The sequence below is a fragment of the Burkholderia sp. Bp8984 genome (assembly GCF_003853755.1).
Lineage (GTDB): Bacteria > Pseudomonadota > Gammaproteobacteria > Burkholderiales > Burkholderiaceae > Burkholderia.
This window is the reverse complement of sequence record NZ_QTQN01000006.1, coordinates 196762-223036: the sequence shown is the minus strand read 5'-3', so window position 1 is coordinate 223036 and position 26275 is coordinate 196762. Positions and strand designations below refer to the sequence as shown.

General features: G+C 70.0%; 24 protein-coding genes. 13 read left to right on the top strand and 11 right to left on the bottom strand.

Annotation, left to right across the window (positions count from 1 at the left end):
• Positions 1-31: 31 nt before the first annotated feature.
• The 3 genes from DID98_RS09330 to DID98_RS09320 all read left to right on the top strand — a co-directional run bounded on the left by DID98_RS09330 (position 32) and on the right by DID98_RS09320 (position 4246).
• Positions 32-1072 carry a 2,5-dihydroxypyridine 5,6-dioxygenase gene (locus DID98_RS09330; RefSeq protein WP_124524173.1) on the top strand — a complete coding sequence of 347 codons (1041 nt, stop codon included), beginning with the start codon at positions 32-34 and terminating at the stop codon, positions 1070-1072.
• Positions 1073-1091: 19 nt separating this feature from the next.
• Positions 1092-1739, top strand: coding sequence for an isochorismatase family protein (locus DID98_RS09325; RefSeq protein WP_044843890.1), 648 nt, complete (start codon positions 1092-1094; stop codon positions 1737-1739).
• A 224-nt stretch (positions 1740-1963) separates the two neighbouring features.
• A complete protein-coding gene (locus tag DID98_RS09320) occupies positions 1964-4246 on the top strand; it encodes a molybdopterin cofactor-binding domain-containing protein (protein ID WP_124570613.1) in 2283 nt (760 codons plus the stop codon).
• Between the two features lie 36 nt (positions 4247-4282).
• Here the strand turns inward: DID98_RS09320 and DID98_RS09315 are convergent, their stop codons facing one another.
• Positions 4283-4729: a MarR family winged helix-turn-helix transcriptional regulator gene (locus DID98_RS09315; RefSeq protein ID WP_124488416.1), complete on the bottom strand. Its 447-nt coding sequence runs from the start codon at positions 4727-4729 to the stop codon at positions 4283-4285.
• A 535-nt stretch (positions 4730-5264) separates the two neighbouring features.
• On the opposite strand from DID98_RS09315, the gene DID98_RS09310 reads away from it, so the two are divergent.
• Positions 5265-6572: an MFS transporter gene (locus DID98_RS09310; protein WP_124521126.1), complete on the top strand. Its 1308-nt coding sequence runs from the start codon at positions 5265-5267 to the stop codon at positions 6570-6572.
• 454 nt (positions 6573-7026) lie between these two features.
• Entirely contained in the window at positions 7027-7791 is a 765-nt protein-coding gene (locus tag DID98_RS09305) for a DUF4397 domain-containing protein (RefSeq protein ID WP_124521128.1), read from the top strand.
• A gap of 60 nt (positions 7792-7851) precedes the next feature.
• Here the strand turns inward: DID98_RS09305 and DID98_RS09300 are convergent, their stop codons facing one another.
• Positions 7852-8418, bottom strand: a complete 567-nt coding sequence (locus tag DID98_RS09300; protein ID WP_124524171.1) for a DUF3005 domain-containing protein — start codon at positions 8416-8418, stop codon at positions 7852-7854.
• 236 nt (positions 8419-8654) lie between these two features.
• On the opposite strand from DID98_RS09300, the gene DID98_RS36200 reads away from it, so the two are divergent.
• From DID98_RS36200 to DID98_RS09275, 4 genes are all read left to right on the top strand, one after another.
• Positions 8655-8864, top strand: a complete 210-nt coding sequence (locus DID98_RS36200) for a hypothetical protein (protein ID WP_221623413.1) — start codon at positions 8655-8657, stop codon at positions 8862-8864.
• Between the two features lie 276 nt (positions 8865-9140).
• Positions 9141-10673: an NCS1 family nucleobase:cation symporter-1 gene (locus DID98_RS09285; RefSeq protein ID WP_124524170.1), complete on the top strand. Its 1533-nt coding sequence runs from the start codon at positions 9141-9143 to the stop codon at positions 10671-10673.
• Positions 10674-10695: 22 nt separating this feature from the next.
• Positions 10696-11424 (top strand): aspartate/glutamate racemase family protein, encoded by a 729-nt coding sequence (locus DID98_RS09280; RefSeq protein ID WP_124521136.1) that lies wholly within the window; start codon positions 10696-10698, stop codon positions 11422-11424.
• A gap of 24 nt (positions 11425-11448) precedes the next feature.
• Complete coding sequence (locus tag DID98_RS09275) at positions 11449-12621, top strand: LysR family transcriptional regulator (RefSeq protein ID WP_124524169.1); 1173 nt, start codon at positions 11449-11451, stop codon at positions 12619-12621.
• A 90-nt stretch (positions 12622-12711) separates the two neighbouring features.
• On the opposite strand, the gene DID98_RS09270 is transcribed toward DID98_RS09275, so the two are convergent.
• Positions 12712-14280, bottom strand: a complete 1569-nt coding sequence (locus tag DID98_RS09270) for an MFS transporter (protein WP_124524168.1) — start codon at positions 14278-14280, stop codon at positions 12712-12714.
• A 100-nt stretch (positions 14281-14380) separates the two neighbouring features.
• On the opposite strand from DID98_RS09270, the gene DID98_RS09265 reads away from it, so the two are divergent.
• Both DID98_RS09265 and DID98_RS09260 read left to right on the top strand, forming a co-directional pair.
• Positions 14381-15259, top strand: coding sequence for a LysR family transcriptional regulator (locus DID98_RS09265; protein WP_124524167.1), 879 nt, complete (start codon positions 14381-14383; stop codon positions 15257-15259).
• A gap of 131 nt (positions 15260-15390) precedes the next feature.
• A complete protein-coding gene (locus DID98_RS09260; RefSeq protein WP_124488406.1) occupies positions 15391-16380 on the top strand; it encodes an ABC transporter substrate-binding protein in 990 nt (329 codons plus the stop codon).
• A 30-nt stretch (positions 16381-16410) separates the two neighbouring features.
• On the opposite strand, the gene DID98_RS09255 is transcribed toward DID98_RS09260, so the two are convergent.
• Positions 16411-16785, bottom strand: a complete 375-nt coding sequence (locus DID98_RS09255; protein WP_044843879.1) for a phage protein NinX family protein — start codon at positions 16783-16785, stop codon at positions 16411-16413.
• A gap of 289 nt (positions 16786-17074) precedes the next feature.
• Here DID98_RS09255 and DID98_RS09250 point away from each other — a divergent pair, with 289 nt between their 5' ends.
• A complete protein-coding gene (locus tag DID98_RS09250) occupies positions 17075-18151 on the top strand; it encodes a glycosyltransferase family 2 protein (RefSeq protein ID WP_124521144.1) in 1077 nt (358 codons plus the stop codon).
• Between the two features lie 16 nt (positions 18152-18167).
• The gene (locus DID98_RS09245; RefSeq protein ID WP_260426307.1) at positions 18168-19430 is read left to right on the top strand and encodes a glycosyltransferase family 87 protein; all 1263 of its coding nucleotides are present in this window, start codon (positions 18168-18170) and stop codon (positions 19428-19430) included.
• Here the strand turns inward: DID98_RS09245 and DID98_RS09240 are convergent.
• From DID98_RS09240 to DID98_RS09210, 7 genes are read right to left on the bottom strand one after another with little or no spacing between them, the layout of a single operon-like run.
• Complete coding sequence (locus tag DID98_RS09240; RefSeq protein WP_124524166.1) at positions 19394-20434, bottom strand: TadG family pilus assembly protein; 1041 nt, start codon at positions 20432-20434, stop codon at positions 19394-19396. The genes DID98_RS09245 and DID98_RS09240 overlap by 37 nt on opposite strands.
• Positions 20427-20855, bottom strand: coding sequence for a TadE/TadG family type IV pilus assembly protein (locus DID98_RS09235; protein ID WP_124524165.1), 429 nt, complete (start codon positions 20853-20855; stop codon positions 20427-20429). Before DID98_RS09235 ends, DID98_RS09240 begins: the two co-directional genes overlap by 8 nt.
• Positions 20852-21709, bottom strand: a complete 858-nt coding sequence (locus DID98_RS09230) for a lipopolysaccharide assembly protein LapB (protein WP_124524164.1) — start codon at positions 21707-21709, stop codon at positions 20852-20854. The genes DID98_RS09235 and DID98_RS09230 overlap by 4 nt, the downstream gene beginning before the upstream one ends.
• Positions 21706-22650 carry a type II secretion system F family protein gene (locus tag DID98_RS09225; protein WP_044843873.1) on the bottom strand — a complete coding sequence of 315 codons (945 nt, stop codon included), beginning with the start codon at positions 22648-22650 and terminating at the stop codon, positions 21706-21708. The genes DID98_RS09230 and DID98_RS09225 overlap by 4 nt, the downstream gene beginning before the upstream one ends.
• On the bottom strand, positions 22647-23624 hold the full coding sequence (locus DID98_RS09220; RefSeq protein ID WP_124488401.1) for a type II secretion system F family protein: 978 nt from the start codon (positions 23622-23624) through the stop codon (positions 22647-22649). The genes DID98_RS09225 and DID98_RS09220 overlap by 4 nt, the downstream gene beginning before the upstream one ends.
• Positions 23621-25033 (bottom strand): CpaF family protein, encoded by a 1413-nt coding sequence (locus DID98_RS09215; protein WP_124524163.1) that lies wholly within the window; start codon positions 25031-25033, stop codon positions 23621-23623. Before DID98_RS09215 ends, DID98_RS09220 begins: the two co-directional genes overlap by 4 nt.
• Positions 25030-26253 (bottom strand): AAA family ATPase, encoded by a 1224-nt coding sequence (locus tag DID98_RS09210; protein WP_124524162.1) that lies wholly within the window; start codon positions 26251-26253, stop codon positions 25030-25032. The genes DID98_RS09215 and DID98_RS09210 overlap by 4 nt, the downstream gene beginning before the upstream one ends.
• Between the last annotated feature and the right edge of the window lie 22 nt (positions 26254-26275).

The following is a 26275-nucleotide window of genomic DNA, read 5'->3' as shown; positions in this document are numbered from 1 at the left end:
CCTTCCCTTCACGCCATTACCGGAGCCGACGATGCCAGTCAGCGACTATCAACTGATCGACGCGTGGAAGCAGGTGCTCACGCTGTCGCGCCTCGAACCGGGCCAGACCGTCACGATCCTGACGAGCGCGGCCACTCATCCGCAGACGCTGTCGTGCGCGCTGATCGCGACGCAATCGATGGGCGCGATCGTCAACCGGCTCGACCTGCCGCCGGTGAACGGCGAGAAGGCGTTCAGCCGCGACCCGCTCGCGTATCTCGGCACGACGCCGCTGACCGGCAACCGCGCCGCGATCGCCGCATTGCGCGAGAGCGACCTCGTGCTCGACCTGATGACGCTGCTGTTCTCGCCCGAGCAGCACGACATCCTGAAATCCGGCACGAAGATCCTGCTCGCGGTCGAGCCGCCCGAAGTGCTGGTGCGGATGGTGCCGACACTGGCCGACCGCACGCGCGTGCTCGGCGCCGCGAAGAAAATCGCCGCCGCGCGCGAGATGCGCGTGACCTCCGCAGCCGGCACGGCGCTCGTGTGCCCGCTCGGCGATTTCCCGCCGACCGCCGAATACGGCTTCGTCGACGCGCCGGGCCGCTGGGACCACTGGCCGAGCGGCTTCGCGCTGACCTTCCCGAACGACCGCACCGCGCGCGGCACGATCGTGATCGATCGCGGCGACATCCTGCTGCCGCAGAAACATTACGTGAGCGAGCCGATCGCGCTGACCGTCGAAGGCGGCTATGCGACGCGCATCGAAGGCGGCGTCGATGCCGACCTGCTGCGCGACTACATGGAAACCTTCGCGGACCCGGAAGGCTATGCGATCTCGCACATCGGCTGGGGGCTGCAGCCGCGCGCGCGCTGGTCGACGCTCGGCCTGTACGACCGCGAGGCGACGATCGGGATGGATGCGCGTGCGTTCGAAGGCAACTTCCTGTTCTCGCTCGGCCCGAACAACGAAGGCGGCGGCACCCGCACGACCACCTGCCACATCGACATCCCGCTGCGCCGCTGCACGGTCGAGCTCGACGGCGAAACCGTCGTGCGCGAAGGCCGCGTGGCCGATCAACCCGCCTGACCGACGAGTGCCCGACACCATGACCGATCTTTCCCGCCACGCCGAAGCAAACGTCTACCGCCAGCAGGGTTTCGGCACGCCGCTGCCGCCGCACGGCAACATCGGACTGCTGATCGTCGACTTCGTGGTCGGCTTCGCCGATCCCGCGACGTTCGGCGGCGGCAACATCGCGCCGGCGATCGCGCGCACGACGCGGGCGCTCGCGCTCGCGCGCGCACGCGGCTGGCCGGTCGCGCACAGCCGCATCGTGTACGCGGACGACGGCAGCGACGACAACGTGTTCTCGCTGAAGGTGCCCGGGATGGCGACGCTGACCGAGCACCATCCGAACAGCGCGATCGTGCCCGAACTCACGCCTGCCGCCGGCGAACTCGTCGTGCGCAAGACCGTGCCGTCGGCGTTCTTCGGCACGCAGCTCGCGCCGTGGCTCGCGCAGCGCGCGGTGCAGACGCTGCTCGTCGCGGGCGCGGTGACGAGCGGCTGCGTGCGCGCGAGCGTGGTCGACGCGATGTCGCACGGGTTCCGCCCGCTCGTGCTCGCCGATTGCGTCGGCGATCGCGCGATCGCGCCGCACGACGCGAACCTGTTCGACATGCAGCAGAAATACGCGGCCGTGATGCCGCTCGACGATGCGATCGCGGCGATCGATGCCGTGCACGCGCGCTGAGCCGCCGCGCCGATCGCGGGCGGTGCGGCACGGGTGGTACGAACGGCAGCCGTGCCCGCGCCGGCGCGCGATTGACGCTGCGCTTTTGTCGGCCTAGATTGACCGCGTGCGCCATCGCGCACGCCCGGGCCGTCGCCCCGTGCGCGGCACGCGGCAGCAGCGCCGCCGCCGCAGGCGCTGCGACCGGCCGCCGGTCGCGCCCTCCCCGACAGGACACCTGAACCGTGAACCGCTCCGAACTGCTTGCGCGCGACGGCTGCCTGACCGTGATCCGGCCGCCCGCGCCGCCGCCCAAGCCGGCGCCCGGCCAGCCGGGCAGCCTGTCGTCGTACGTGCCGGCGCAGCCCGAGGTGTTCGTCGCGATCCTCGACGATGGACGCATCCTCGCGTTCAACGGCCACGTCGACCTCGGCACCGGCATCCGCACGTCGCTCGCGCAGATCGTGGCGGAGGAGCTCGACGTGCCGGCCGCGCGCGTGACGATGGTGCTCGGCGACACGGCCGCGACGCCGAACCAGGGTCCGACCATCGCGAGCGCGACGATCCAGATTTCCGCGACGCCGCTGCGCTGCGCGGCCGCGCAGGCACGCCACGCGCTGCTGGCGCTGGCCGCCGAGCGCTTCGGTGTCGACCCCGCGCAACTGAGCATCGACGACGACACGATCGCCGCACCGGCCGGCGGGCACACAGCAACGTTCGCCGCGCTCGTCGCGGCGCGCCGCATCGCGCTCACGCTCGACCTGAACGCCCGCACGAAGGATCCCGCCCGCTACCGGATCGTCGGCCGGTCGTCGCCGCGCGTCGACCTGCCTGCGAAGGCCACCGGCCAGCTCACGTTCGTGCATGACATGCGCGTGCCGGGCATGCTGCACGGCCGCGTCGTGCGGCCGCCGTATGCGGGCCACGACAGCGGCGCGTTCGTCGGCACGTCGCTGGTGGACGTCGATCGCGCGTCGGTCGCCGACGTGCCCGGGCTCGTGGCGGTCGTCGCGCTCGGCGACTTCGTCGGCGTCGTCGCCGAGCGCGAGGAACACGCGATCCGCGCGGCACGCCAGCTGCGCGTCGCGTGGCGCCCGCACCCTGCGCTGCCGCCGCTCGACACGCCCGCGGCCGCGATCGCCGCCGCGCCCGCGCAACGCCGGTTGCTGCTTGACGAAGGCGACGTCGACGCGGCACGCGCGCAACCCGGCACGATCACGCTGTCGCGCACCTATGCGTGGCCGTTCCAGATGCACGGCTCGATCGGCCCGTCGTGCGCGCTCGCCGACTATCGCGCACCCGGCGACGGCCGGATCACCGTATGGTCCGGCACCCAGAACCCCGTATCGCTGCGCTACGACCTCGCGACGCTCGTGGCGCGCGACGAAGCCGATATCGACATCGTGCGGATGGAAGCGGCCGGCTGCTACGGCCGCAACGGCGCGGACGACGTCTGCGGCGACGCGCTGCTGCTGTCGCGCGCGGTCGCCCGCCCGGTGCGCGTGCAGCTGTCGCGCGCGGACGAGCATCTGTGGGAACCGAAGGGCGCCGGGCAGCTGATGCAGGTGACGGGCACCGTGACGCGCGACGGCCGCCTGCTCGGCTACGACTTCACGACGCGCTATCCGTCGAACGACGCGCCGCTGCTCGCGACGCTCCTGACCGGCGCGATCGCGCCCGAACCGCGCGTGTTCGAAATGGGCGACCGCACCGCCGTGTCGCCGTATGAAAGCCCGGACCGCCGCTTCGTCTGCGAGGATCTCGCGCCGCTCGTGCGCGCCTCGTGGCTGCGCGGCGTGTCGGCATTGCCGAACTCGTTCGCGCACGACGCGTTCGTCGACGAATGCGCGACGCTGGCCGGCATCGATCCGCTCGCGTTCCGGCTGCGCCATCTCAAGGACACGCGCGCGACCGAACTGCTGCAGGCCGTCGCCGATCGCGCGGGCTGGACGCCGCGGCGCGTGGATCGCGGAAATGAAGCGGCAGCAGCGCGCGTCGTCCGCGGACGCGGCGTCGCCTACGCACGCTACGTCCACAGCCGCTTCCCCGGTTTCGGCGCGGCCTGGTCCGCATGGATCGTCGACCTGAGCGTCGATCGCGTGTCGGGCGAGATCCGCATCGAACGCGTGACGGTCGGCCAGGACACCGGCACGATGATCAACCCCGACGGCGTGCGCCACCAGATCCACGGCAACGTGATCCAGGTATTGAGCCGCACGCTGAAGGAACGCGTGCGGTTTGCCGACGGCAAGGTCGCGTCGCGCGAATGGGCGAGCTATCCGATCCTGACGTTCGACGAAGTGCCGGACGTCGACGTGGTGCTGATGCCGCGGCAAGGCGAGCCGCCGCTCGGCGCGGGCGAATCGGCGTCGGTGCCGGGGCCCGCCGCCGTCGCGAATGCGCTGTTCGATGCGACCGGCGTGCGCTTCTACGCGCCGCCGTTCACGCCCGAGACGGTGCGCGCCGCGCTGCGCGAGGCCGGCCGGCTTCCGGCTACCGAAGCGAGTGTCGCAGCAAGCGCCGCATGAGGCCGGTTTGCGTCGAGGGCCGGACGGCGCCGCGCGTCACGCGTCGCCGTCGGCCTCCATCATCTTGCGCAGCAGGTACTGCAATGCGACGCGTTCGCCCGGATTGAGCGGCCCGTACGTGCGCTCGGTCACCTGCCGCGCGAACGGCACCGTGCGGTCGATCAGCGCGAGGCCCGCCGCGGTCGCGCGCACGATCAGCTTGCGGCCGTCGTTCGGGTCGGGCAGCACCTCGATCAGCGCGCGCGTCTTCAACCGCTCGACGACGCCGCGAATGGTCGCCTGGTCGATCGCCGTCGCCTTCACGATGTCGTTCAGCGAACACGCCTGCTTTTCCTTGACCGCGCACAGCGCGACGAACTGCGCGGCGGTCAGGTCCGAATCGGGGATCGCTTCCTGGAAGATCGCGACGTGCCGCTGATAGGCACGGCGCAGCAGGTGCCCGACCTGGTCGTGAAAGTCGTAGGAATCCTTGGAAGACGCCATGAAGATGAAGGCTCGCGCGGCATGAATGGGAAAGGCAAGCAGTGTACACCCTCAAATCGGTGCATCCGGTCACGCGGCCGCTGCTTCGTTGCGGTGCGTCAGGGTTCGTGGCGCCCGACCCGCGTCGCGCCCGACAAGCGCCCGACCATGTCGGCCTGCTCGCGGACATCGACGCTGCAACGCCCGCGGCTCGCGCGATCCGGCGGGCTGCCGGACGCGCGCGCTCCGAACGCCGAAGCACTGGCGTGCACACACTCCACTTTTGAGCGTATACGCACGAATTTCGTGCATGCCTCAGGATGAAAAAAACCATGTTGATATGTGCACATTTCCAGATTAATCCCCGAAAAATTCCGGGTTTATCTGGTTTAACGATCGATCCCGGCGCGTTCACTTTCATGCCTACGCGATTCCGTATTTTCTAGTGTGTACGCTATGTAATTGGCGTGCTATACAGACTCCAGCGCGCGGCGAACCTTCGCTCGCGTCGAACGGCCACCCACTTCATCCGTCACATTCGAACAGGGGCAATCCCATGTCTACCGCACACCCGAGCGCCGCCGTCTCCGCCGACGACACGCTGCACGGCGCGCTCTACCGCAAGGTCACGCTGCGCCTGATCACGCTGTTCTGCCTGTGCTATTTCGCGGCCTATCTCGACCGCATCAACATCGGGCTCGCGAAGCTGCAGATGCTCGACGCGCTGAAGTTCAGCGACACCGTGTACGGGCTTGGCGCCGGCCTGTTCTTCGGCGGCTACATCCTGTTCGAAGTCCCGAGCAATCTGGTGCTGCAGCGCGTCGGCGCGAAGCTGTGGATCGCACGGATCATGATCACGTGGGGCCTGCTGTCGGGCGCGACGATGTTCGTGCATACGCCGATGCAGTTCTACGTCGTGCGCTTCCTGCTCGGCGCCGCCGAAGCCGGCTTCCTGCCCGGCGTGCTGCTGTACCTGACCCAGTGGTATCCCGATGCGCGCCGCGCACGCATCGTCGCGCTGTTCATGGTCGGGCTGCCGCTGTCGAGCATGATCGGCAGCCCGATTTCCGGCTGGATCATGCGTGCGTTCGACGGCGTGCACGCGCTCGGCGGCTGGCAGTGGCTGTTCCTGCTCGAAGCATTGCCGTCGGTGCTGCTCGGCTTCGCGGTGCTGCGCTGGCTGCCCAACAGCATCGAGAGCGCGCGCTGGCTGAACGCGGACGAGCAGCGCATGCTGCGCGCGAACCTCGACGCCGATCCGTCCGGCAACAAGAGCCACGCGCTCGGCCGCGCGTTCTCCGATCCGAAGGTGTGGGCACTCGGCCTCATCGACCTGTGCGTGCTGCTCGGGCTGTATGCGGTGAGCTTCTGGCTGCCGACGATCCTGCGCGACACCGGCGTGAAGGACGCGTATCACATCGGCTGGCTGATGGTGATCCCGAATGCCGCGGCCGTGCTCGCGACGCTGTATTGCGGCGCGAGCTCCGACCGTGCGCGCGAGCGCCGCTGGCATATCGTCGTGCCGTTCCTGGTGTCGGCCGTCGCGCTCGCATTCGCCGCCGCGTCGTCGCACGGCACGCTCGCGACCGTGCTGCTGTTCTCGCTGATCAACGCGGGCGCGGCCGCCGCGATGCCGGTCGTCTGGGCGCTGCCGTCCACGTTCCTGAAGGGCTCGGCCGCCGCCGGCGGGATCGCGTTCGCGTGCTCGATCGCGAACCTCGGCGGCTTCGGCAGCACCTACTTCATCGGCTGGCTGCGCGATACGTTCCATTCGCAAAGCGCGGGGCTGTACGGCTTCGCCGCATGCATGCTGGTCGGATGCGCGCTCGCGCTCGCGTATCCTGCAAAGCTCGTGAACCGCTGATGCGCTCCATGCGCGCGGCGACCCGAGGTCGTCGCGCGCGATTCGCACAATTCGCACGACTCTCCACGTATCGATGCGTGCCCAACGATACGCGCGCTGCCCCCCTCTCGCCCTTCCGCATTCGTCGCAGCGCCCCCGGCTGACGGCTTGAACAGCTTTCCTGGGCGCCGCACCCGCGCACAGGTCGCCTCCCGACGTGCCGCACTGCCTTTTTACAAACACGTCGCCTCGCGCGCGCGTTCGCGCACGGGCATGCCACTGCCTCCCCGCGCAACTTCGCGCCACACCGGCGCGTACGCGTGTCCCGCCGTGCAGGCACGTCGTTTGCGAGATCAACGCGCCCGCCCCTCGGGCGGACGGCAATCCTTCCTTCAACCCGGCGCTGCGCACCGCGCGAGTCCTCGCGCGGCGATCCCGCATCGCAAGCAGGATTCCCCCTGAACGAGAGGACGACATGAAATCCATACGAACGATAGTGGCCCTGTGCTCGGTCATTTCCGTACTCACGGCGTGCGGCGGAGACAGCAACGACGTCGGTACCGTGCTCGGCATCTCGAAGCCGCAGGCGCGCTTCATCAACGCGGTGCCGGCCGGCCCGAATCTCGACTACTACCTGAACGCGAAGCTCGATGCGTCGGGTGTCGCGTACAAGGGCGTGACCCGTTATCACGACATCGATACGGGCACGCAGACCGCCAGTTACGACGTATCGGGAACGACCACGACCGTCGCGTCGCAGTCGTTCGGCGCGGCGAACGGTCACCACTACACGACCATCGCATTGCCGAGCACCTCGTCGGCGATTTCGCTGATCGACGATCCGTTCGACAAGAAGCTGCTGTCCGACAAGGCGCGCGTGCGCAGCTTCAACGCGTCGCCGAACACGCAGAACGTCGACGTGTACGTCGTGCCGCCGGGCACCGACATCAACACGCAAAGCCCGACGCTGGCGGGCGCCGCGTATCAGAACGCCGTGCCGGCATCCACACAGGATTCCATCTACCTGAACGGCGGAACCTACCAGGTGATCGTCACGACGGCCGGCAGCAAGGCGCCGATCCTGAAGACCGCGCCGGTCGCGATCAACAACAACGCCGACTGGTTGCTGGTGACGATTCCGGCGGGCGGCATCGGCGACGTGACGCCGAACGACATTCACGTGCTCGTCGCGCAGGGCAACGATGCGGACACGTCCGCACAGGAACTCGGCCCGCAATAACGGATAGCGGCTTCGGCGAACCGCTGGCCGGCGGTCCGCCCGGCAGCCCTCACTACGGCGTCAGTCGGTCCGCTCGAGACGGATCACGTGCTCGACCCGCGTGCCGTCGCCGTGCTCGACATCGACATCGCCGACATGCCGGACGCGCCAGCCCGGCCGCGTCCCAATTTGCGGCACGTTGCCGCCCGGCCGGCTGTCGATGCCGCCGAGCCCTTCGTCCGGCGTCTCGACCGCGTCGTCGAGCGACGCATTCGAATAGATCACGTTGTCGTGCCACTCGGTCGCGCCGCTGCGCGCCTCCATGCCCTTGCCGTCGACGTCGACCGTGTTGTCGGTCATCGCCATGTTCGCGTTGTCGAGCGTCACGATCCTGCCGCTGGCGCGACGCACCGGATCGCCGCTGTCGACCGCATGCGCGCCGACGTCGATCGGCGGCAGGCCGGTCGGCGTCTTCGCCGCGACGGCCTCAGGGGTCAGCGCCCGCTTCGTGACCTCGGCGGCTTCGGCGACCTCGGCGGCCTGGGTCGCCGCATCGGGCATGTCGCCGGCCGCCGGCGTCTTCACCGGGCTCTTCGCAATCTGTTCGCGCTGCTGTTTCGGGGTTGGGTTCGATTCCGCGTTGTGCATCGCACCTCCTGTTCCGGACGGCGTGCGCCGGCGGGATGCAGCCGGCGCCGGTCCGGGAATCGCTACAACGGTCGTTGCAAATCTTTCACGCGCGCGGCGCCGCCCACGCGTGCCCTGCGACACGCGCGCCGCGCCGACAGCCGTCCCGGCGGCACGCGGGCGACGGGCCCGCGCATGCCGCCCGCGCCGACGGTCAGCCGCCGCTTGCGCCCGCGGGCGCGGACGCCGCGCCCGGCATGCTCGCCGGACCGCCGGTCATGCCGCTGCCGGCCGTGCCGCTGCCCGGCATGCCCGACGGCGCGGTGGACGGCGCCGGCGCCATGCTGCTGGTGGAGCCGGTTGAACTCCCGCCGGTAGTGGTGTCGCTTTCGCTCTTCTTCTGGCAACCCGCACCCGCCGCCAGGCCGGCAATCAGGATGCCGGCGAAGACGACCCGCGATACGTGACGAATGGAATATCGCTGCATGACACCTCCGCTGATGTCGACTGGATGGAGACCTGTGGCGAGCAATGCGCGTGCCGTCCATCTCCTCCATTGCCACCGCCGGCGACCCGGCCCCATTCATTTTTCAAATGCCCCCCAGCCGAATATTTAATTTCCCATCGCCGCGACGGCCACCCATACTCGCGAACAAATCCGAGACATAACGTCCACGGCGGCCGGGCCTGCGCTGCGTGCACACGCTGCCGGTTCGCGCCCCGCACACGGAAGGAGACAACGCGTGCAACTGGAAGCCACCCACCGCGCGGGCATCGTGCTCGGCGCGGACGACGCATTGCATCGAACCGGTACCGCCGCGCGCGACCCCGCGCTGAGCCCCCGGCTGCACAACCCCGACCTCGCGCCGACCAAGGCGGAGGGCCGCACCTGGGGCCGCTACAGCATCTTCGCGCTGTGGACCAACGACGTGCACAACATCGCGAACTACTCGTTCGCGATCGGGCTGTTCGCGCTCGGCCTGTCGGGCTGGCAGATGCTCGCATCGCTCGCGATCGGCGCGGTGCTCGTGTACGGCTTCATGAACCTCACCGGCTACATGGGCCAGAAGACCGGCGTGCCGTTCCCGGTGATCAGCCGGATGAGCTTCGGCATCTACGGCGCGCTGTTGCCCGCGATGATCCGCGCGGTGATCGCGATCGCATGGTTCGGCATCCAGACCTACCTCGCGTCGGTCGTGCTGCGCGTGCTGCTCACCGCGATCTGGCCGGGCCTCGCCGCGTTCGACGAGAACGCGATCTGCGGGCTGTCGACGCTCGGCTGGGTGACGTTCGTCGCGATCTGGCTGGTGCAGATCGGCATCCTCACCTACGGGATGGAGATGGTCCGCAAGTACGAAGGGCTCGCCGGCCCGATCATCCTCGTCACGACGCTGTCGCTCGCCGCATGGATGTTCAGCCGCACCGGCGGCCATCTCGCGATGTCGATCGGCAAGCCGATGACCGGCCTGAAGATGTGGACCGAAGTGTTCGCGGGCGGCGCGCTGTGGCTTGCAATCTACGGCACGCTGGTGCTCAACTTCTGCGATTTCGCGCGCGCGTCGCCGAGCGCGAAGACGGTGCGGGTCGGCAACTTCTGGGGCCTGCCGGTGAACATCCTGGTGTTCGCGACGATCAGCTTCGTTCTCGCGGGCGCGCAGTTCAAGCTGAACGGCCAGATCATCCACAGCCCGACGGAAATCATCGCGACGGTGCCGAACAAGCTGTTCCTCGTGCTCGGTTGCCTCGCATTCCTGATCGTGACGGTCGCGGTCAACATCATGGCGAACTTCGTCGCGCCGGCCTTCGTACTGACGAGCCTCGCGCCGCACCGCCTGACGTTCCGCCGCGCGGGCCTGATCAGCGCGACGGTCGCGGTGCTGATCCTGCCGTGGAACCTGTACAACAGCCCGATCGTGATCGTCTACTTCCTGTCCGGCCTCGGCGCGCTGCTCGGCCCGCTGTACGGGATCATCACGGTCGACTACTGGCTCGTGCGCAAGCAGCGCGTGAACGTGCCGGACCTTTATACCGAAGCGCCGAGCGGCGCGTATTTCTACACGCGCGGCGTGAACCGCAAGGCGCTCGCGGCGCTCGTGCCGTCCGCGCTGATCTCGATCACGCTCGCCGTCGTGCCGGCCTTCAGCGCGATGACGCCGTTCTCCTGGCTGCTCGGCGCGGCCATCGCGGGCAGCGTGTACTGGCTGACGGCCGATCGCAAACGGCAATACGACGAGCGCTCGGGCGAACCCATCGCGGTCGCCTGCGCCCGACACTGAACGCAGCATACGGAGTGCACCGATGAGAATCCTGGTAGTCAACGTCAACACGACCGCGTCGATCACCGACGCCATCGCCGCGCAGGCGCGGGCCGCCGCGTCGCCGGGCACGGAGATCGTCGGGCTGACGCCGCGCTTCGGCGCGGAATCGGTCGAAGGCAATTTCGAGAGCTACCTCGCGGCGATCGCCGTGATGGACCGCGTGTTGAGCTACGACGAGCCATACGACGCGGTGATCCAGGCCGGCTACGGCGAACACGGCCGCGAAGGGCTGCAGGAACTGCTGACGGTGCCGGTCGTCGACATCACCGAAGCGGCCGCGAGCATCGCGATGCTGCTCGGCCACCGCTACTCGGTCGTCACGACGCTCGACCGCACGGTGCCGCTGATCGAGGATCGCCTGAAGCTCGCCGGGCTCGACGCGCGCTGCGCGTCGGTGCGCGCGAGCGGTCTCGCGGTGCTCGAGCTCGAGGAGAACCCGGCCCGCGCGATCGAGTCGATCGTCGACCAGGCCGCGCGCGCGGTGAAGGACGATCGCGCGGAAGTGATCTGCCTCGGCTGCGGCGGGATGGCCGGCCTCGACCGGCAGATCGAGGAATGCACGGGCGTGCCCGTCGTCGACGGCGTGTCGGCCGCGGTCGCGCTCGCGGAATCGCTGGTGCGCCTGAAGCTGAAGACGTCGAAGGTCCGCACCTATGCGCCGCCGCGCCCAAAGCGGATCGTCGGCTGGCCGGGCACCTTCGTCAAATGACGGGCCGCGGGAACGCGTAGCGACATGCGGGACGCACCGGCGCCGAACGGCCTGTCCCTCGATGCGTCCGACGCAAGGAGTGCGCTCGACGGCCTGGACGCGCGCCTGATGCGCATCCTGCTCGTGCTGCTCACCGAGCGCACCGTGTCGCGCGCGGCCGTGCGGCTGAACATGTCGCAGCCGGCGACGAGCGCCGCGCTCAAGCGGCTGCGCACGCTGCTCGGCGATCCGCTGCTGGTGCGCAGCCGCTACGGCATGGTGCCGACCGAGTTCGGCGCGCGGCTGATCGAGCCGCTGCGCAACGCGCTGCGCGTGATCGACTTCATCCGCATCCAGCAGCCGACCTTCGACGCGCGCACGTCGGTGCGCACCTACCGGATCGGTTGCCCCGATTACCTGAACGTGCTGTTCGTGCCGAAGCTCGTCGCGTTGTTCCGCGAACGCGCGCCGAACGCGCAGCTCGTGTTCCATCCGCTCGGCGACGGCTACGACGACGAACGCGCGCTCGCCGACGGCGAGCTCGACGTCGTGATCGACAATCGCCCTGCCCGCGTGTCGCGGTTCCGGCAGGACGACCTGTTCGACGATCGCGTCGTGTGCCTGATGCGCGCCACGCATCCGCTCGCACGGCGCGGCGCGATGACGGCCGCCGAATTCGCGAGCGCCGCGCAACTGTGCCCGACACCGTCGTGGCTCGAAGCGTCCGGCGCGATCGACCGGCAGCTCGAACGCGTCGGCCTGCAGCGGCGGATCGTCGTCACGCTGCCGCACTTCGAACTCGCCGCGCATGCGCTCGTGCGCTCCGACCTGATCCTCACCACCACGTACCGGCTCGCGCGCCACTACGCGAAGCTGCTGCCGCTCGGCGCGGTGGCGCTGCCGGCCGAGCCGCCCGAGATCGTGTACCGGATGACGTGGAACGAGTCGGGCGCCTGCGTCGACGGCGTGCGCTGGCTGCGCGGGCTGATCGCGGAGGCGACGCGCGGCTGGCTCGACGCGGAGGCCGCGCAGCCGGCCGTCGCGGCGGTTGCCGCGAATGCGGATGCGGATGCGCGGGCGAATGTGCCGATCGCCGACGCCCCGCCGGAACCGACCCGACGCACGCGCCGCCGGCAGGCGACGCACTGCGGTGCATCGCAACGGCCGCGTGTCGCGCGCGCGGCGCGCGTTCATCGCGTCGCGACGAAGTCGCGCTGAATCGATCGCCGACGACAACCTGAACGCGCACGCTCGGCGGCTCCGTATCGTCTCGTGCAACGAGCCCGGCATGAACCCCCGCCGCACGCATCACGCGTCGAGCATCGGTTGCGCAAGCAACTTGTATGCGATGACGGCGACGGCAAGCGCGAGCACGCCGCTGACCGTCAGCGCCGCGGCGAATCCGCTCGCGAAGGCCGCGGGTGCCGCATCGGCAAGCGTGCGCGCGGCCGACGGCGGCACGTGCGCGAGCGCCTGCGCGAGATCGCCGGCCAGCAGGCTCGACATGAACGGCGCGTCGACGAACGCGCGCATGCCCGGCGCGGCGGACAGCAGCCGGTCGAGGTGCGCGTGCGTGCTGGCGGCCAGCACCGCGCCGAGCACGCCGACGGCCGTCACGATCGCCGAGAAGCGCGTGGTCGTGCTGATGCCCGACGCCATCCCGGTACGGCCCGGCGGCACGCACGCCATGATCGCCTTCTGCGTGTCGCCGTTCATGATGCCCGCGCCGCAGCCGGTCACGAACATGCCGAGCGCGACGAGCCGGTAGTCGCCGCCGGCCGTCAGCGCCGCGGTCGCGAGATTGCCCGCGCCGATCAGGGCGAGCCCGCCCGCCAGCACGCCGCCGGACGATACGCGCGCGGCGAGCAGGCCGCCGAGCGACGGCCCTGCGATCATCGCGAACGCGAACGGCAGCATCCCGAGCCCCGCATCGATCGCGGACATCCCGAACGCGTTCTGCAGGTACAGCGGCAGGAACGTCATCATCACCTGCGCGCACGCCGCATAGCCGAACATCGCGAGCACGGCACCGACGAAACGCGGCTGGCGGAACAGCGCCAGATCGATCATGGGCCGCGCCTGCCAGCGCTCCGCACCGATGAACGCGGCCAGCAGCGCGGCGGCCAGCGCGAACCGGACGAGCGTCGCGGTCGACAGCCAGCCATGCGACGGCGCGCCGATCAGCGCCGCGATCGCGCAGGCGAGCGCCGCGCCGAACAGCAGGCTGCCGGCGGCATCCACCCGTTTCGCGTGCGGATCGCGCGACTCGTCGATCGCGACGCGCGCGCCGGCCGCGAGCAGCGCGCACACCGGCAGGTTCAGCAGGAACACCCAGCGCCAGCCGATCCACTGCGTGATCGCGCCGCCGACCAGCGGCGCGACGGCCGTCGCGATCCCCATGCACATCCCCCAGATCGCCCACGCACGCGCCCGTTCGCGTCCGTCCGGAAAGCGGTTCGCGATCACCGCGAGCGCGGCCGTCAGCAACAGCGCGGCCCCGCCGCCCTTTGCCGCGCGCGCGGCGATCAGCCAGCCGGCCGACGGCGCGATCCCGCACCCGAGCGACGCGAGCGAAAAGAGCGCGAGCCCCGCGCCGAGCATGCGCTTGCGTCCGAAGCGGTCGGCCAGCCCGCCGGCCGGCAGCAGGCATGCGGCGAACGCGGTCATGTAGGCGCTCACGACCCATTCGATGTCGGCGAAACTCGCATGGAAGCCGCGCGCGATGCTCGGCAGCGACACGGCGACGACGTTCGTGTCGAGCACGATCAGCGAGCACGTCGCCGACGCGACCGCGAGCGTCGCGGCGGCCGGCAGGCGGGTGCCCGTGCGCTCGGCGGCAGGCGCGCCTGCGCGCGGGGCGGGAGAAGACTGGGACATCGACGGCTCCGGAACAAGAGGAACGAGCCGTATGCTAGGCTTGCTCGGTATTACCCGTCATTGACATACCGATGCAGTTTCATTAACGAAAATTGCAATCATGAATCCGCTCGAATTCCGTCACGTGCGCGCGTTCCTGAGCGTCGCGCAGCACCTGCATTTCGCGCGCGCGGCCGACGCGCTCGACATGGCGCCGCCCGCGCTCACGCGTCAGATCCAGGAAGCCGAGCGGCTGCTCGGCGTGCGGCTGTTCCAGCGCTCGCGCCGGGAGGTTTCGCTGACGGCGGCAGGCATTGCGTTTCTCGCCGAGGCGCGCGCGGCGGTCGAGCATCTGCAGCGCGGCCGCGAACTCGCGACGCTCGCCGAGCGCGGCGAACTCGGCCGGATCGAGATCGGCTACGTGTCGTCGGCCGTCTATTCGGGCACGCTGCAGCGCACGGTCGGCGCGTTCCGCGCCGCGCATCCGCGCATCGAGCTGAACCTGCGCGAGGTACCGATGGACGACGTCGCGAAACAGCTCGACGCGGGCCGGCTCGACCTCGCGTACGTGCGCCCGCCGTTGCCGCTGCCGGGCGGGCTGCGGATCGTCACGCTGCAGCGCGACGTATTCGTCGCGGCGGTGCCGGCCGATTCGCGTTATGCGGCGATGACCGCCGTGCGTGCCGCCGATCTCGCCGACGCGCGCTTCGCCGTGCCGGAACAGGAGCGCGGCACGCTCGAAGTCGCACGCCGCGGCCGCTTCGCGCCGGTGATCGCCGCGCGGCCGGGCGGCTTGCTCGCGGTGCTCGCGTGCGTATCGGTAAACGGCTGGGTCGCCGTGATCCCGGACGCGCTCGCCGGCTGCGTGTCGTTGCCGGGCGTCGTGTACCGGCCGATCGCCGGCAAGCCGATCATGTCCGAGCTCGCGCTCGCGCACCGGCGCTTCGAGAAGGCGCCAGCGGTACGCGCGTTCCTGCGCGCCGTTCCTGCCGCGGGCTAGCGCCTGTCCCGCCGATAACGGACGCGCGAATAAGCATTTCGCGATTCGATGTTTGCCGGCGCGAAACCGATTCCGTAATCTGCCCGGCAGCCGCGCGGCCTCTCGCGCGGATCACCGAGGACCTGCCGCCGATGACTTCGCCCCCCGCCCCGGCCCGCCGCCGCGCACTGCTGCGCGTGGCCGCCCTGGCCGCCGCACCGCTTGCCGGCGCCGCCGCACGGCCCGTCCGCGCGGCCGGCCCCGACCTGTCCAACGTGACGCTGGTGCTCGGCGACCAGGCCGGCGGCCTGCGCGCGCTGGCCGAAGCCGCGCGCGTGCTCGACGGCGTGCCGTACCGGTTTCGCTGGGCGAATTTCCAGGGCGCCGCGCCGCTGTTCGAAGCACAGCGCGCGGGTGCGATCGACCTCGCGCCGGCCGGCGACCTGCCGGTGTTGACGGCCGCGCTCGGCGATCCGGCGCTGCGGATCGTGGCCACGCGCGTCGGCTCGCCGACATCGCTCGGCATCGTCGTGCAGCCCGATTCGCCGGTGCGCACCGTCGCCGACCTGAAGGGGCGCACCGTCGTCGTGTCGTCGGCGCGCGGCAGCATCTCGCAATACCAGCTCTACGGCGCGCTGCGCGAACACGGCCTCGCGCCTGGCGACGTCGACGTGCGCTTCGTGCTGCCGGTCGACGCGTTCGCCGCGTTCGAGGCCAGGCAGATCGGTATCTGGGCGACCTTCGATCCGTATTACGGCAACGTGGTCCGGCGCGGTGCGCGCATCGTGCGCGACGGCAGCGGGATCAATTCCGGGCTCGCGTTCCTCACGTCGCCGGTCGACACGCTCGACGATCGCGCGAAGCGCGCGGCGCTGTCGGACGTGCTCGCGCGGCTCACCCGAGCCGGCCAGTGGGCGCTCGCGCATCCCGCCGATTACGCGACCGTCTATGCGTCGCTCACGCGCCTGCCGCGCGAGGCGGCCGCCGACATCGCGCGCCGGGCGGCGCTCGCGCAGCGCGGTGTCACCGACGCGGACATCGACGTGCTGCAGCGCGTCGCCGATCGCGCGGCCGCGGACGCGATCCTGCCGAAGCGCGTCGACGTCGCGTCGATCGCGGTGCGCAACCTGTCGGCCGCGTAACCGGCTGCACGTCGTCGCCTGTGCGGGCGTTCAACGCGCCTTCGCCATGTCGAGATCCGGCACGTCATCGCCGAACGTCGACGCAACCAGCGTGCGCATCGCGGCGACCAGCAGCGTCGGGCCCGACTGGTTGAACGTGCAGCGCTCGCCGGCCGCCGGCACTGCCCGATGCAGCACCGCGCGCCACGCACCGTGCCCGCCGTCGCGCTCGAACGCGCCGAACGGCAAACGCTCGACGAGCGGCCCGCCGTCTACCCACGACGACGACGGCGCGTACGGCACCGGCGTGCCGCCCGGTTCGCGCAGGACCGTGCATCCCGCGGCGTCGACGCGCGGCGCGCCGAGTGCTTCCGCCATCGCCACCCAGAAATCGAGCGGCGCACCGACCAGATCGTGAACCTGCATCGCGCCCTCCCGCGGCCGTGAAAACGCCATCCTAGCGCTGCCGCGCGCGATGCGCCGGCCACGCCGCGACCGGTGCGTTGCCCGGCAAGCGCGCCCGTCGTGCGAAACCGCCGATACGTGTTACGAATCGGCGATTCCTGCGTACAATGAACGCAACTCGTATCGTCCGGGCGGCGGTGGACACGCACCCCGGAACCGCATTCACGCCGAACCGGGCCGGGCCTGTTCGGCGGACGACAACCGGAACCATACGGTGCAGCGCAGGCCGGATCTCTCGGGAGACCGCAGCATGTCCACGCACGCCAGGAAACCGCTGATATCGCTCGTCGTGCCGTTTCATGACGAAGAGGAAACGATCGACGCGTTCTTTGCCGAAACGCTGCCCGTTCTCGAGTCGGTCGCCGGGGTCCGCTTCGAGATCGTCTGCATCAACGACGGCAGCCGCGATCGCACGCTCGACCGGCTGCTCGCGATCGCCGCCCGCGACGCGCGCGTACACGTCGTGGATCTCACACGCCGCTTCGGCAAGGAAGCCGCGCTCACCGCGGGCCTCGACGAGGCCGCCGGCGCCGCGGTGATCCTGATCGACGCCGACCTGCAGGACCCTCCCGCCCTGATTCCCGCGATGATCGAACACTGGCGCGCCGGTGCCGAAGTCGTCGCCGCGAAACGCACCGACCGCATGTGCGACCCATACCTGCAGCGCGCGGCGGCGGCGCTCTACTATCGCGTGCACAACGCGCTGTCCGAAGTCGAAATGCCGGAAAACGTCGGCGATTTCCGCCTGATGGATCGCGAGGTCGTCGAAGCGCTGCGCGCGCTGCCGGAGCGGCGGCGGTTCATGAAGGGGCTGTTCGCGTGGGTCGGCTTTCGCACCGCTATCGTCGAATACACGCGTGCGCCGCGCAGCGGCGGCCGCTCGAAGTTCTCCGGATGGCGACGCTGGAACTTCGCGCTCGAGGGCATCACGAGCTTCAGCACCGTGCCGCTGCGCGTGTGGACCTACGTCGGTCTCACGTTCGCGATGCTGTCCCTCGCGTATGGCGCCTTCATCGTGGTGCGCACGCTGCTGTACGGCAATCCGGTGCACGGCTACCCGTCGCTGATTTCCGTCGTGCTGTTCGTCGGCGGTATCCAGCTGATCGGTATCGGCGTGATCGGCGAATACCTCGGGCGGATCTATCACGAGTCCAAGCAGCGCCCCGTCTATCTCGTGAGGCGGCGCTACCGTGCCGAGCGCGATGCCGCCGCCCAGCCGGCATCGAAGCTGCTGCAGTTTCCGCTGAAGCGCGCGCCCGCGGCCCGCCGCAGGGCAGCGATGCCGGCGGTCGCCGGCGCCGCCGCCCGCAAGGCGTCGTTCAAGTAGAACCGGACCGCCGCAATTGGACATTCCCCGCGAATCGATGCGCTCGGCGGAGCGGCCCGTGCGCGCGTGGCTCACGCTGCGGCGCGTCGTCGTGTACAGCGTGTTGATGCTCGTGCTCGACGCACTGTTCGTCACGATCTGGACGACCGTCGTTCGTCACGGGGCCGGGAGCATCGGGGCACGCCCCGGTGCCGACTTCTCGGTGTTCTGGTCGGCCTCGTACGTGATGCTGCACGGCTCGCCGGCGCAGGCGTACGACTTCTCCGCCTTCTCGCGGCTGACGACCGGCCTGTTCACGCATCTTCGCCGCGACGTCTTCGCCCCGTGGCTGTACCCGCCCACCTATCTGCTGCTCGTGACCCCGCTGGCGCTACTGCCCTTCGCGCTCGGTTACCCGGTGTTCGTCGCGATCGGCGTCGTCGTGCTCGGCCTCGTCGCGTGGCGCGTTTCGCGTCTCGGCATGATTCCGGGCGCATCGCGCGTCGGCCCGCTCGCGCTGGCCGCCGCGCCTTGCGTGTTCGTCACAGCGACGCTCGGACAAAACGCGTTCCTGACCGCATCGTGCGCGGCGCTGGCCGTCCACTGGGCCGATCGGCGGCCGATCTGGGCGGGCCTCTGCATCGGCCTGCTGTCGGTCAAGCCGCAGATGGCGCTGCTGTTCCCGTTCGTGCTGGTCGCCGTGCGCGCATGGCGCACGATCGCATGGGCCGCGCTCGCCACCGGCACGTTCGTCGCGCTGAGCGTCCTGATTTGCGGCATCGAGTCGCTGCGCCTGTTCGTCGCGAGCACCGGACTCGCGCGATCGATCGTCCTCGAACACGGTGTCGTGTTCTGGCTCGCGTCGCCGACGCCGTTCGCGGCGTTCCGGCTTGCGGGCGTGCCGCTCGGCGCCGCCTATGCCGCGCAAGCGTGTATTGCGGCAATCGCGATCGCCGCCGCGTGCATCGCATGGACGCAATCGCGCGATACCCGCGTGCGCGCCGCCGTGCTGGCAGTCGCGACGCTCGTGGCGAACCCGTACGTGTGGCACTACGAACTTGCGTGGCTCGCCATCGCGATCGCCTGCATGCTGTCGATCGGCTGGCGCGACGGCTGGCTGCGCGGCGAACAGGCCGCGATCGCGCTGATGTGGGCGCTGCCGGTCGCCGAATACCTGAACCCGTGGCTGCTGCTGCCGCAGATCGGCCCGGCCGTGACGCTGTTCGCGCTGCTCGTGCTGCTGCGCCGCGCGCGGCACGATGCTCACAACGCGAGCCGCGGCGGCACGTACACGCCGTAGTACGGCCCGACGCCCGTCGCGACACCGGTCAGCTTCACGCCGCCGACGAAGTGCCCCTGGATGTACTTGTACGTGCCGCCGAGCGACACGTCGATACGGAACGCCGCGAACGCGACGATCGGCACGTAGGTGCTGCTCGCCGTCTGCGTGACGACAGGCAGCACGACCGTCGAGCCGACCGGCACCGACGTGTAGAGCGTCGCCTTCACGCCGGTCGCGAGATAGATGCTGTCGCCGATATTGAGCGTCGTCGGGTTGCCGGTCACCATCAGGCCGCCCATCGTCGTCGTGTCGGTCGCGGTCGACAGGAACGACGTCCACTGGCCGCCCATGCACAGCGTGCCGTAGGTCTGGCCGTTCGTGATCGAGAATTCGTACGGCTGGTTGGTCAGCGGATTGATCAGCGGCTGGTTGGTCAGCGTGTTCCAGTACTGGTTGTACACGCACTGGTCGATCGCGATCGGAAAGAGCCCGCCCGCCGCCACCCCGCCCGGCGCGGCGAGCACCGCGATCGCGGTCGCGCTGCCGGACGCGCCCGGAATGCCGAGCAGCCCGCCGAGCAGCAGCGGAATCGAGCCGCCGTTCACGCCCGGCGCGCGCGACACGGTCACCTGAACCGCCGGCACGTCGTATTGGCCGGGCGTGATGGTCGTCGGCTGCATCGATGCGGGGTTGCGCGTCACGTTCCAGTACCCGGTCGTCACCGTGCCGGTCGCGAGCGGCGCGCCCGCCGCCGCATTCTGCGCGATCACGCCGTTCGCCGCCGGCGCGGCCTGCGACCAGTTCAGCGCGCCGCCCGTGGGCGACATCATCGCGTCGGCCGCCGCGAGCGCGGCCGCGTCGGCGGCGTTCTGCAACTGGTTGCGCACCGTGGCCACCCACGCGATGTCGATCGCCAGCGCGCCGAACGACAGCAGCGGAATCAGGAACAGCAGGAAGAACAGCGCGACGGAGCCGCGCTCGCGCGTGGCGCCGATGCATGGCGTGCCGGCTGCGTCATTCATAGAGCATCACCGAGCTGGCCGAGATCGTCACCGGGCCGGTGAGCGCGCTGAATGCCGACCCCAGCACCAGCCCCGAATACGTGTAGGTCACCGTGACCGTCAGCGCGGTGCCGGCCGTCGTGCCGTTCGCCTGCGTCACGGTGATGGTCGGCGTCGTCGCGGTGCCGCCGGTGATGAGGCTGTTCTGCGTGTAGGTCGATGCGACGTTGGCGATCTGTGTCGGGGTCAGCATCGGCACGCGCAGCACGACGCCCGCGCGCGCGGCCTCGCGGCTCGCGTTCGTGATGACGGCCTTGTCGCACAGCAGCAGGCTCGTGTCGATGATGCCGATCAGCACCATCAGCAGGAACGGCAGCATCAGCACGAACTCGAGGGATACGACGCCGCGCGCGTGGCGGGCACCCATCGCCTGGCGTGTCATCTTGCCGCCCCCGCGGCGGACGGCAGCGCGTGCGGCTCGAGCGCGGCCCCCGTCGACGGTCGCGCGGCGGCGGGCGCCGGGCGCGCCGCGAGCTGCGCGCGCACGGCCTCGTAGACGCGCAGATTGTCGGCCACCGCCGATGCGGGCAGATCCGCCGACAACAGCTTCTTCGCCGAATCGGTGTTGCCGAGCACGCCATACGCGAACGCGAGGTTCTGGCGCGCCTGCCACGGCGCATCGGGCAGCCCGGCCACGTCGAGCAGCACGTTCACGCCTTCGCGCGGCCGGTTGCTCAGCACGAGCGACAGCCCGAGGTCGACGCGCAAGCCCTGCGCATCCGGATGCACGCGCAGCGCATCGCGGTATACGGCCTGCGCGTCTTCATGGCGGCCCTGCAGGTCGAGCACCGTACCGAGCCCTTCCGCCGCGAGCGGCAGGTTCGGCTGCGCGGCCAGCAGCTCGCGGTAGCGCTGGGCGGCCTCGTCGAGCCGGCGCTGCCGCAACGCGACGCGCGCGAGCCCGACCTGCGGCCCGGGTTCCGCGGGTGCCTGCTGTCGTGCCTGCTCGTAGAGAATCCGCGCGCGCTCCAGATCGCCCGCGCGGTAGCTGACGTCGCCCAACCCGAGGCGCGCCGGGAGCGAATCGGGATGCCGGGCGAGCACCTTCTCGTACAGCGTCGACGCGAGATCGACGTTGCCGCCGGCGAGCGCGCTGTCGGCAATGCGCAGTTCGGCCTGCGGGTCGTCGCTCTTGTGCGACAGCGCTGACCTCGTCTGGATGCCCGGCGCGCAGCCGCCGGCCAGCACCGGCAACACCGCCGCGAATGCGAACGCACGGATCACGGATCGTGTCATTTGAACACCTCGAGCAGGCGAATCGCCGCTGGGCCCGCCGCGATCAGGCCGACCGTCGGCAGGATGAACAGCATCATCGGCAGCGTGATCTTCGGCGCGAGCTTCGCGGCCTGCTCCTCGAGCGCGACGATCTGCTCGGTGCGCTCGCTGCGCGACAGCGTCCGCAACGCCTGCGTGATCGGCGTGCCGAAGCGCTGCGATTGCGTAAGCGTCGTGGCAAGCGAGCGCGCCGACGCAAAGTCGACGCGCGTCGCGAAATGCGTGAGCGCTTCGGATACGTTGCCGCTCAGCGTCAGCTCGTCCGCGCATACCGTCAGCTCGTCGGCGAGCGGCGGGCAGATGCGCTCGAGTTCGCGCGCGACGCGCCGCACGCCCGATACGAGGCTGTTGCCGGCCATCGTGCAGATCACCAGCAGGTCGAGGGCGTCCGGAAAGCACGCGGCGATGATCCGCCGGCGCCGCCGGATCATTGCGCCGAGCACGTATTCCGGCACGATCACGCCGATCACGAACGCGGCGACCATCGCCAGCGCCCGGATCACGACGTATTCGCCGAAGCGCGGAATGTACGGGCTGAACACGATCGCGACGCCCGCGAGCAGCACGCCGCAGCTCAGCTTGATGCCGATCATCGACGACACCGCACGCCGCTCGCGAAAGCCCGCGCGCGTCAGCTGCAGCCCGAGCTTCACACGCTGCATCGGGTCGAGCACGGGCAACCGCTCGCCGAGTTGCGCGAGCCGCCGCGTCAGGTCCTGACGTACCTCGCCCGGCTGCAGCCGCCCCGCCACCAGCGACAGCGGACGCTGCCCGGCCGCCAGCTGCACGCGCTCCGCGATCCGCCGGCGCGTGCCGCCGCCGGGCGTCGCGAGCGCCGCCGCGACGCACGCGAGCAGCAGCAACAATTCGAGGCCGCGGGCGGCCAGCATCGACATCGTCATCGCGCGGTATCCAGTTTCGAGATCTTGTGAATCGTCAGCAGTCCGATCGTCAGCAGCACCGCGGCGATCGTCAGCATCACGCGTCCGGCATGCGTGTCGAACAGCAGCATCACGTACGCGCGGTTCACGAGGAACAGCGCGCCGATCATCACGAACGGCACCGCCGAAATGATCTTCGTCGTGATCCGCCCCTCGGCGGTCAACGCGCGTGTCTTCAGGCGGATGTCGCGGCGCGTGCGGATGATGCTCGACAGCTCGTCGAGCGTCTCGCCGAGGCTGCCGCCGGTCTCGCGCTGCAGCAGCAGGTAGACGGTGAAGAACGAGAAATCCGCGATCATCAGCCGGTCTGCCGCGTGCGTCAGCACGTCCTTCAGATCCGCGCCGACGCGCAGGCTGTCGCCCATCGAGCGAAAGGTCGAGCGCACCGGCTCCGCCGCGCTGTCGCCCACCGTGCTGATCGCCTGCGTGACCGGAATGCCCGCGCGCACCGCCCGCACGATCAGGTCGATCGCGTCCGGGAACGCTTCGAGAAACCTCAGCCGGAACCGCTCGACCAGCGCGCGATAGCTGGCGCGCATCGCCACCAGCGGCAGCCCGACGTAGATCAGCGGATGGAGTGCGTGCGGCAACGCGACGAGTTGCACCACCACGATCGCGGCAATCGCGCCGGCGATCGTGCCGGCGACGACGATCCGCATCCCGCGTTCGCCGCCAACCGCCCGCACGCGCGTCACGTAGCGCTGCAGCCACGCGCGCGCGCGGCTTTGCCGCCGCGGCAGGTTGAACAGCGCGATGCCGGGTGCCGCGGCCGCACCGGCTTCCCGACCCGCCAGCGACGGCGCAAGGTGCCGCATCCGCTCGCGAATGCGCTGCTCCGGCGTGTGGCGCGCACGGTCCAGCCACGCGGACAGCGCGAGGCCCGCCGCGAGGATCACGACGAACGCGCCGAGCGCGAGCAGGTCCGCGGTGCTCATTGCCGGAAGACCTCGGTGAGCGCGTCCTCGACGCCGTAGTACGCGGCGCGCGGCGCGAACGCCGGCCGCAGCGACGACGCCTCGAACACGCCTTTCACCACATCCCGCGTCGTGTCGCCTTCCTGGCGGAACGCAAACAGGTCCTGCGTGATCACCACCTCGCCTTCCATTCCGACGATCTCGGTGATCCGGGTCACGCGGCGCACGCCGTCGCGCATCCGCTCGACCTGCACGAACAGGTGCACGGCGCTCGCGATCTGGCGGCGGATCGACAGCAGCTGCAGGTTCGCGTTCGCCATCATCACCATGCTTTCGAGCCGGCTGATCGCGTCGCGCGGCGAGTTCGCATGGATCGTCGTCATCGAGCCGTCGTGCCCGGTATTCATCGCCTGCAGCACGTCGAACGCTTCCGCGCCGCGGATTTCGCCGAGGATGATGCGGTCGGGCCGCATCCGCAGCGCGTTGCGCACGAGGTCGCGCTGCGAGATCCCGCCGAGCCCTTCCGTATTCTCCGGCCGCGTCTCGAGACTGACGACGTGCGGCTGCAGCAGTTGCAGCTCGGCCGCATCCTCGATCGTCACGATCCGTTCGTGCTCCTCGATGTGTTGCGACAGCGCGTTGAGCAGCGTCGTCTTGCCCGAACCGGTGCCGCCGGAGATCACGATGTTCAGCCGGCACGCGCACGCGATCTTCAGCACCTGCAGCATCCCGTGCGAGATGTTGCCCTGATGCGCCATCCGCGCGAGCGTGATGTCGCGCTTCGCGAACTTGCGGATCGAGATCGACGCGCCGCGCATCGCGATCGGCGGCAGGACCACGTTCACGCGGCTGCCGTCGGCAAGACGCGCGTCGACCATCGGGCTGCTCTCGTCGACGCGGCGCCCGACCGCCGCCGCGATCCGCTGCGCGACGCTCGTCACGTGCGCGTTGTCGCGAAACTTCAGCGGCGTGAGTTCGAGCCGGCCCGCGCGCTCGACGTACACCTGGTCGGGGCCGTTCACGAGGATGTCGGAGACGGTGTCGTCGGCGAGCAGCGGCTCGATCGGCCCGACGCCGAACATGTCGTTCAGGATCGCGTCGACGATCAGCACCTGCTCGCCCGCCGTGATCTTCAGGCGCTCGCGCTCGACCGTGTGCGCGGCCACCTGCTCGATGCCCGCGCGCACTTCGTCGCGCGTCTTCATCAGCGCCGCCGACATGTTCATCGACGAGAACACCGCGGTGCGAATCGCGTCGAACTTGCCGGAACGAATCAGCGCCTCGTGGGTATCGGCCACCGCAAGCCCGCGCGCGGATGCGGGCGCCTGGCTCGCTGCCGGGCCCGGCACCGGTGCGCCTTCGGGCGGCGCGGCGGGAGAAGCCGCCGGCCCGGGCGCAGGCGTCGGCCGTTTGCGGGTACCGAACGTCACGATCCTTTCCTCCATTTCACGAAGCGCGCGTACCACGGCTGCGCGACGGCCATCGATTCGCCGGTGATGCCGTTCGCGAGCAGCCGGATCTCGTCCAGGAAGCCGCGGCGTTTCGTGCCTTCGATCGGCTCGCCGAGGTTCTCGGCGACCGCGAGCGTCTGCGGCTCGTGCGGCAGCTCGCGCAGCCGCACGCCGCCGAATGCGTCCTCGAAGTCGGCCTGCGCGACGCGCCCCTTGACCGGCTCGAGCGGGTTGTTCAGCATCATCGACAGCAGCCGCTCGCCGGGCAGCTCCCGCACGAAGCGCGCAAGCCGGGCGGCTTCGTACGCGGCATGCACCGAGCGGTCGGCGACGATATAGACGAGATCGGACACCGTCAGCGCATCCTCGAACAGTTTGCCGGCGCGGTTGCCCACGTCGAACAGCACGTAATGGAAGCGGTCCTTCAGCATCTCGACGAGCGACGCGATCGCCTCGTCGCGCAGCGGCGCGTCGTCGCCATACGCCAGTTCGGCCGAGAGCACGTGCAGGCGGTCACCCTTCGTGACGAACATGCGGTCGAACAACGCGTCGTCGGGACGCTGTTCCATGTTCAGCAGTTCGATCAGCCCGTTGTTGCTCGACAGCCCGAGCATCGAGTTCGCGCCGCCGCCGTGCAGGTTCAGGTCGACGTATGCCACGCGGCGGCGCTTCTCGCCCGCCAGGCAGCGCGCGAGACTCACCGCGACCGTCGTCGTGCCGACGCCGCCGCGCGCGCCGACGAAGCTGACGATCTTGCCGGTGCGCACCTGCACGACCGATTCCGTCGCGGTCAACGCGCGCCGCATCAACTCGACGGTCAGCGGCTTCACGATGTAGTCCTGCACACCGATGCCGAGCAGGTTGCGGAACAGCCCGACGTCGTTCTGCGTGCCGATCGCGACCACCCTCACGGACGGATCGCACACGTCGGCGAGCCGCATCAGGTCGGACACCGGCAGCACCGAATCCGACACGTCGACGATCAGCTGGCGCGGCGAGCGCTCGTGCTGCTGCAGCAGCCGGATCGCGTCGTCACAGTTGCCCGGCTGCACGTGGGCGCGCGTGATCGACAAGTCCTGGGCGACGCGGCGAATCACGTCTTCGCTGCCGGCATCGGACACGACCGCGATGAGATCCGCCGCACCGGCTGCGGCGGCGCGCTTGGCATTCTGGCGATCGAGGACGTTCATGGGCGGCATCGCGATGGGCATCGGGAGCGGG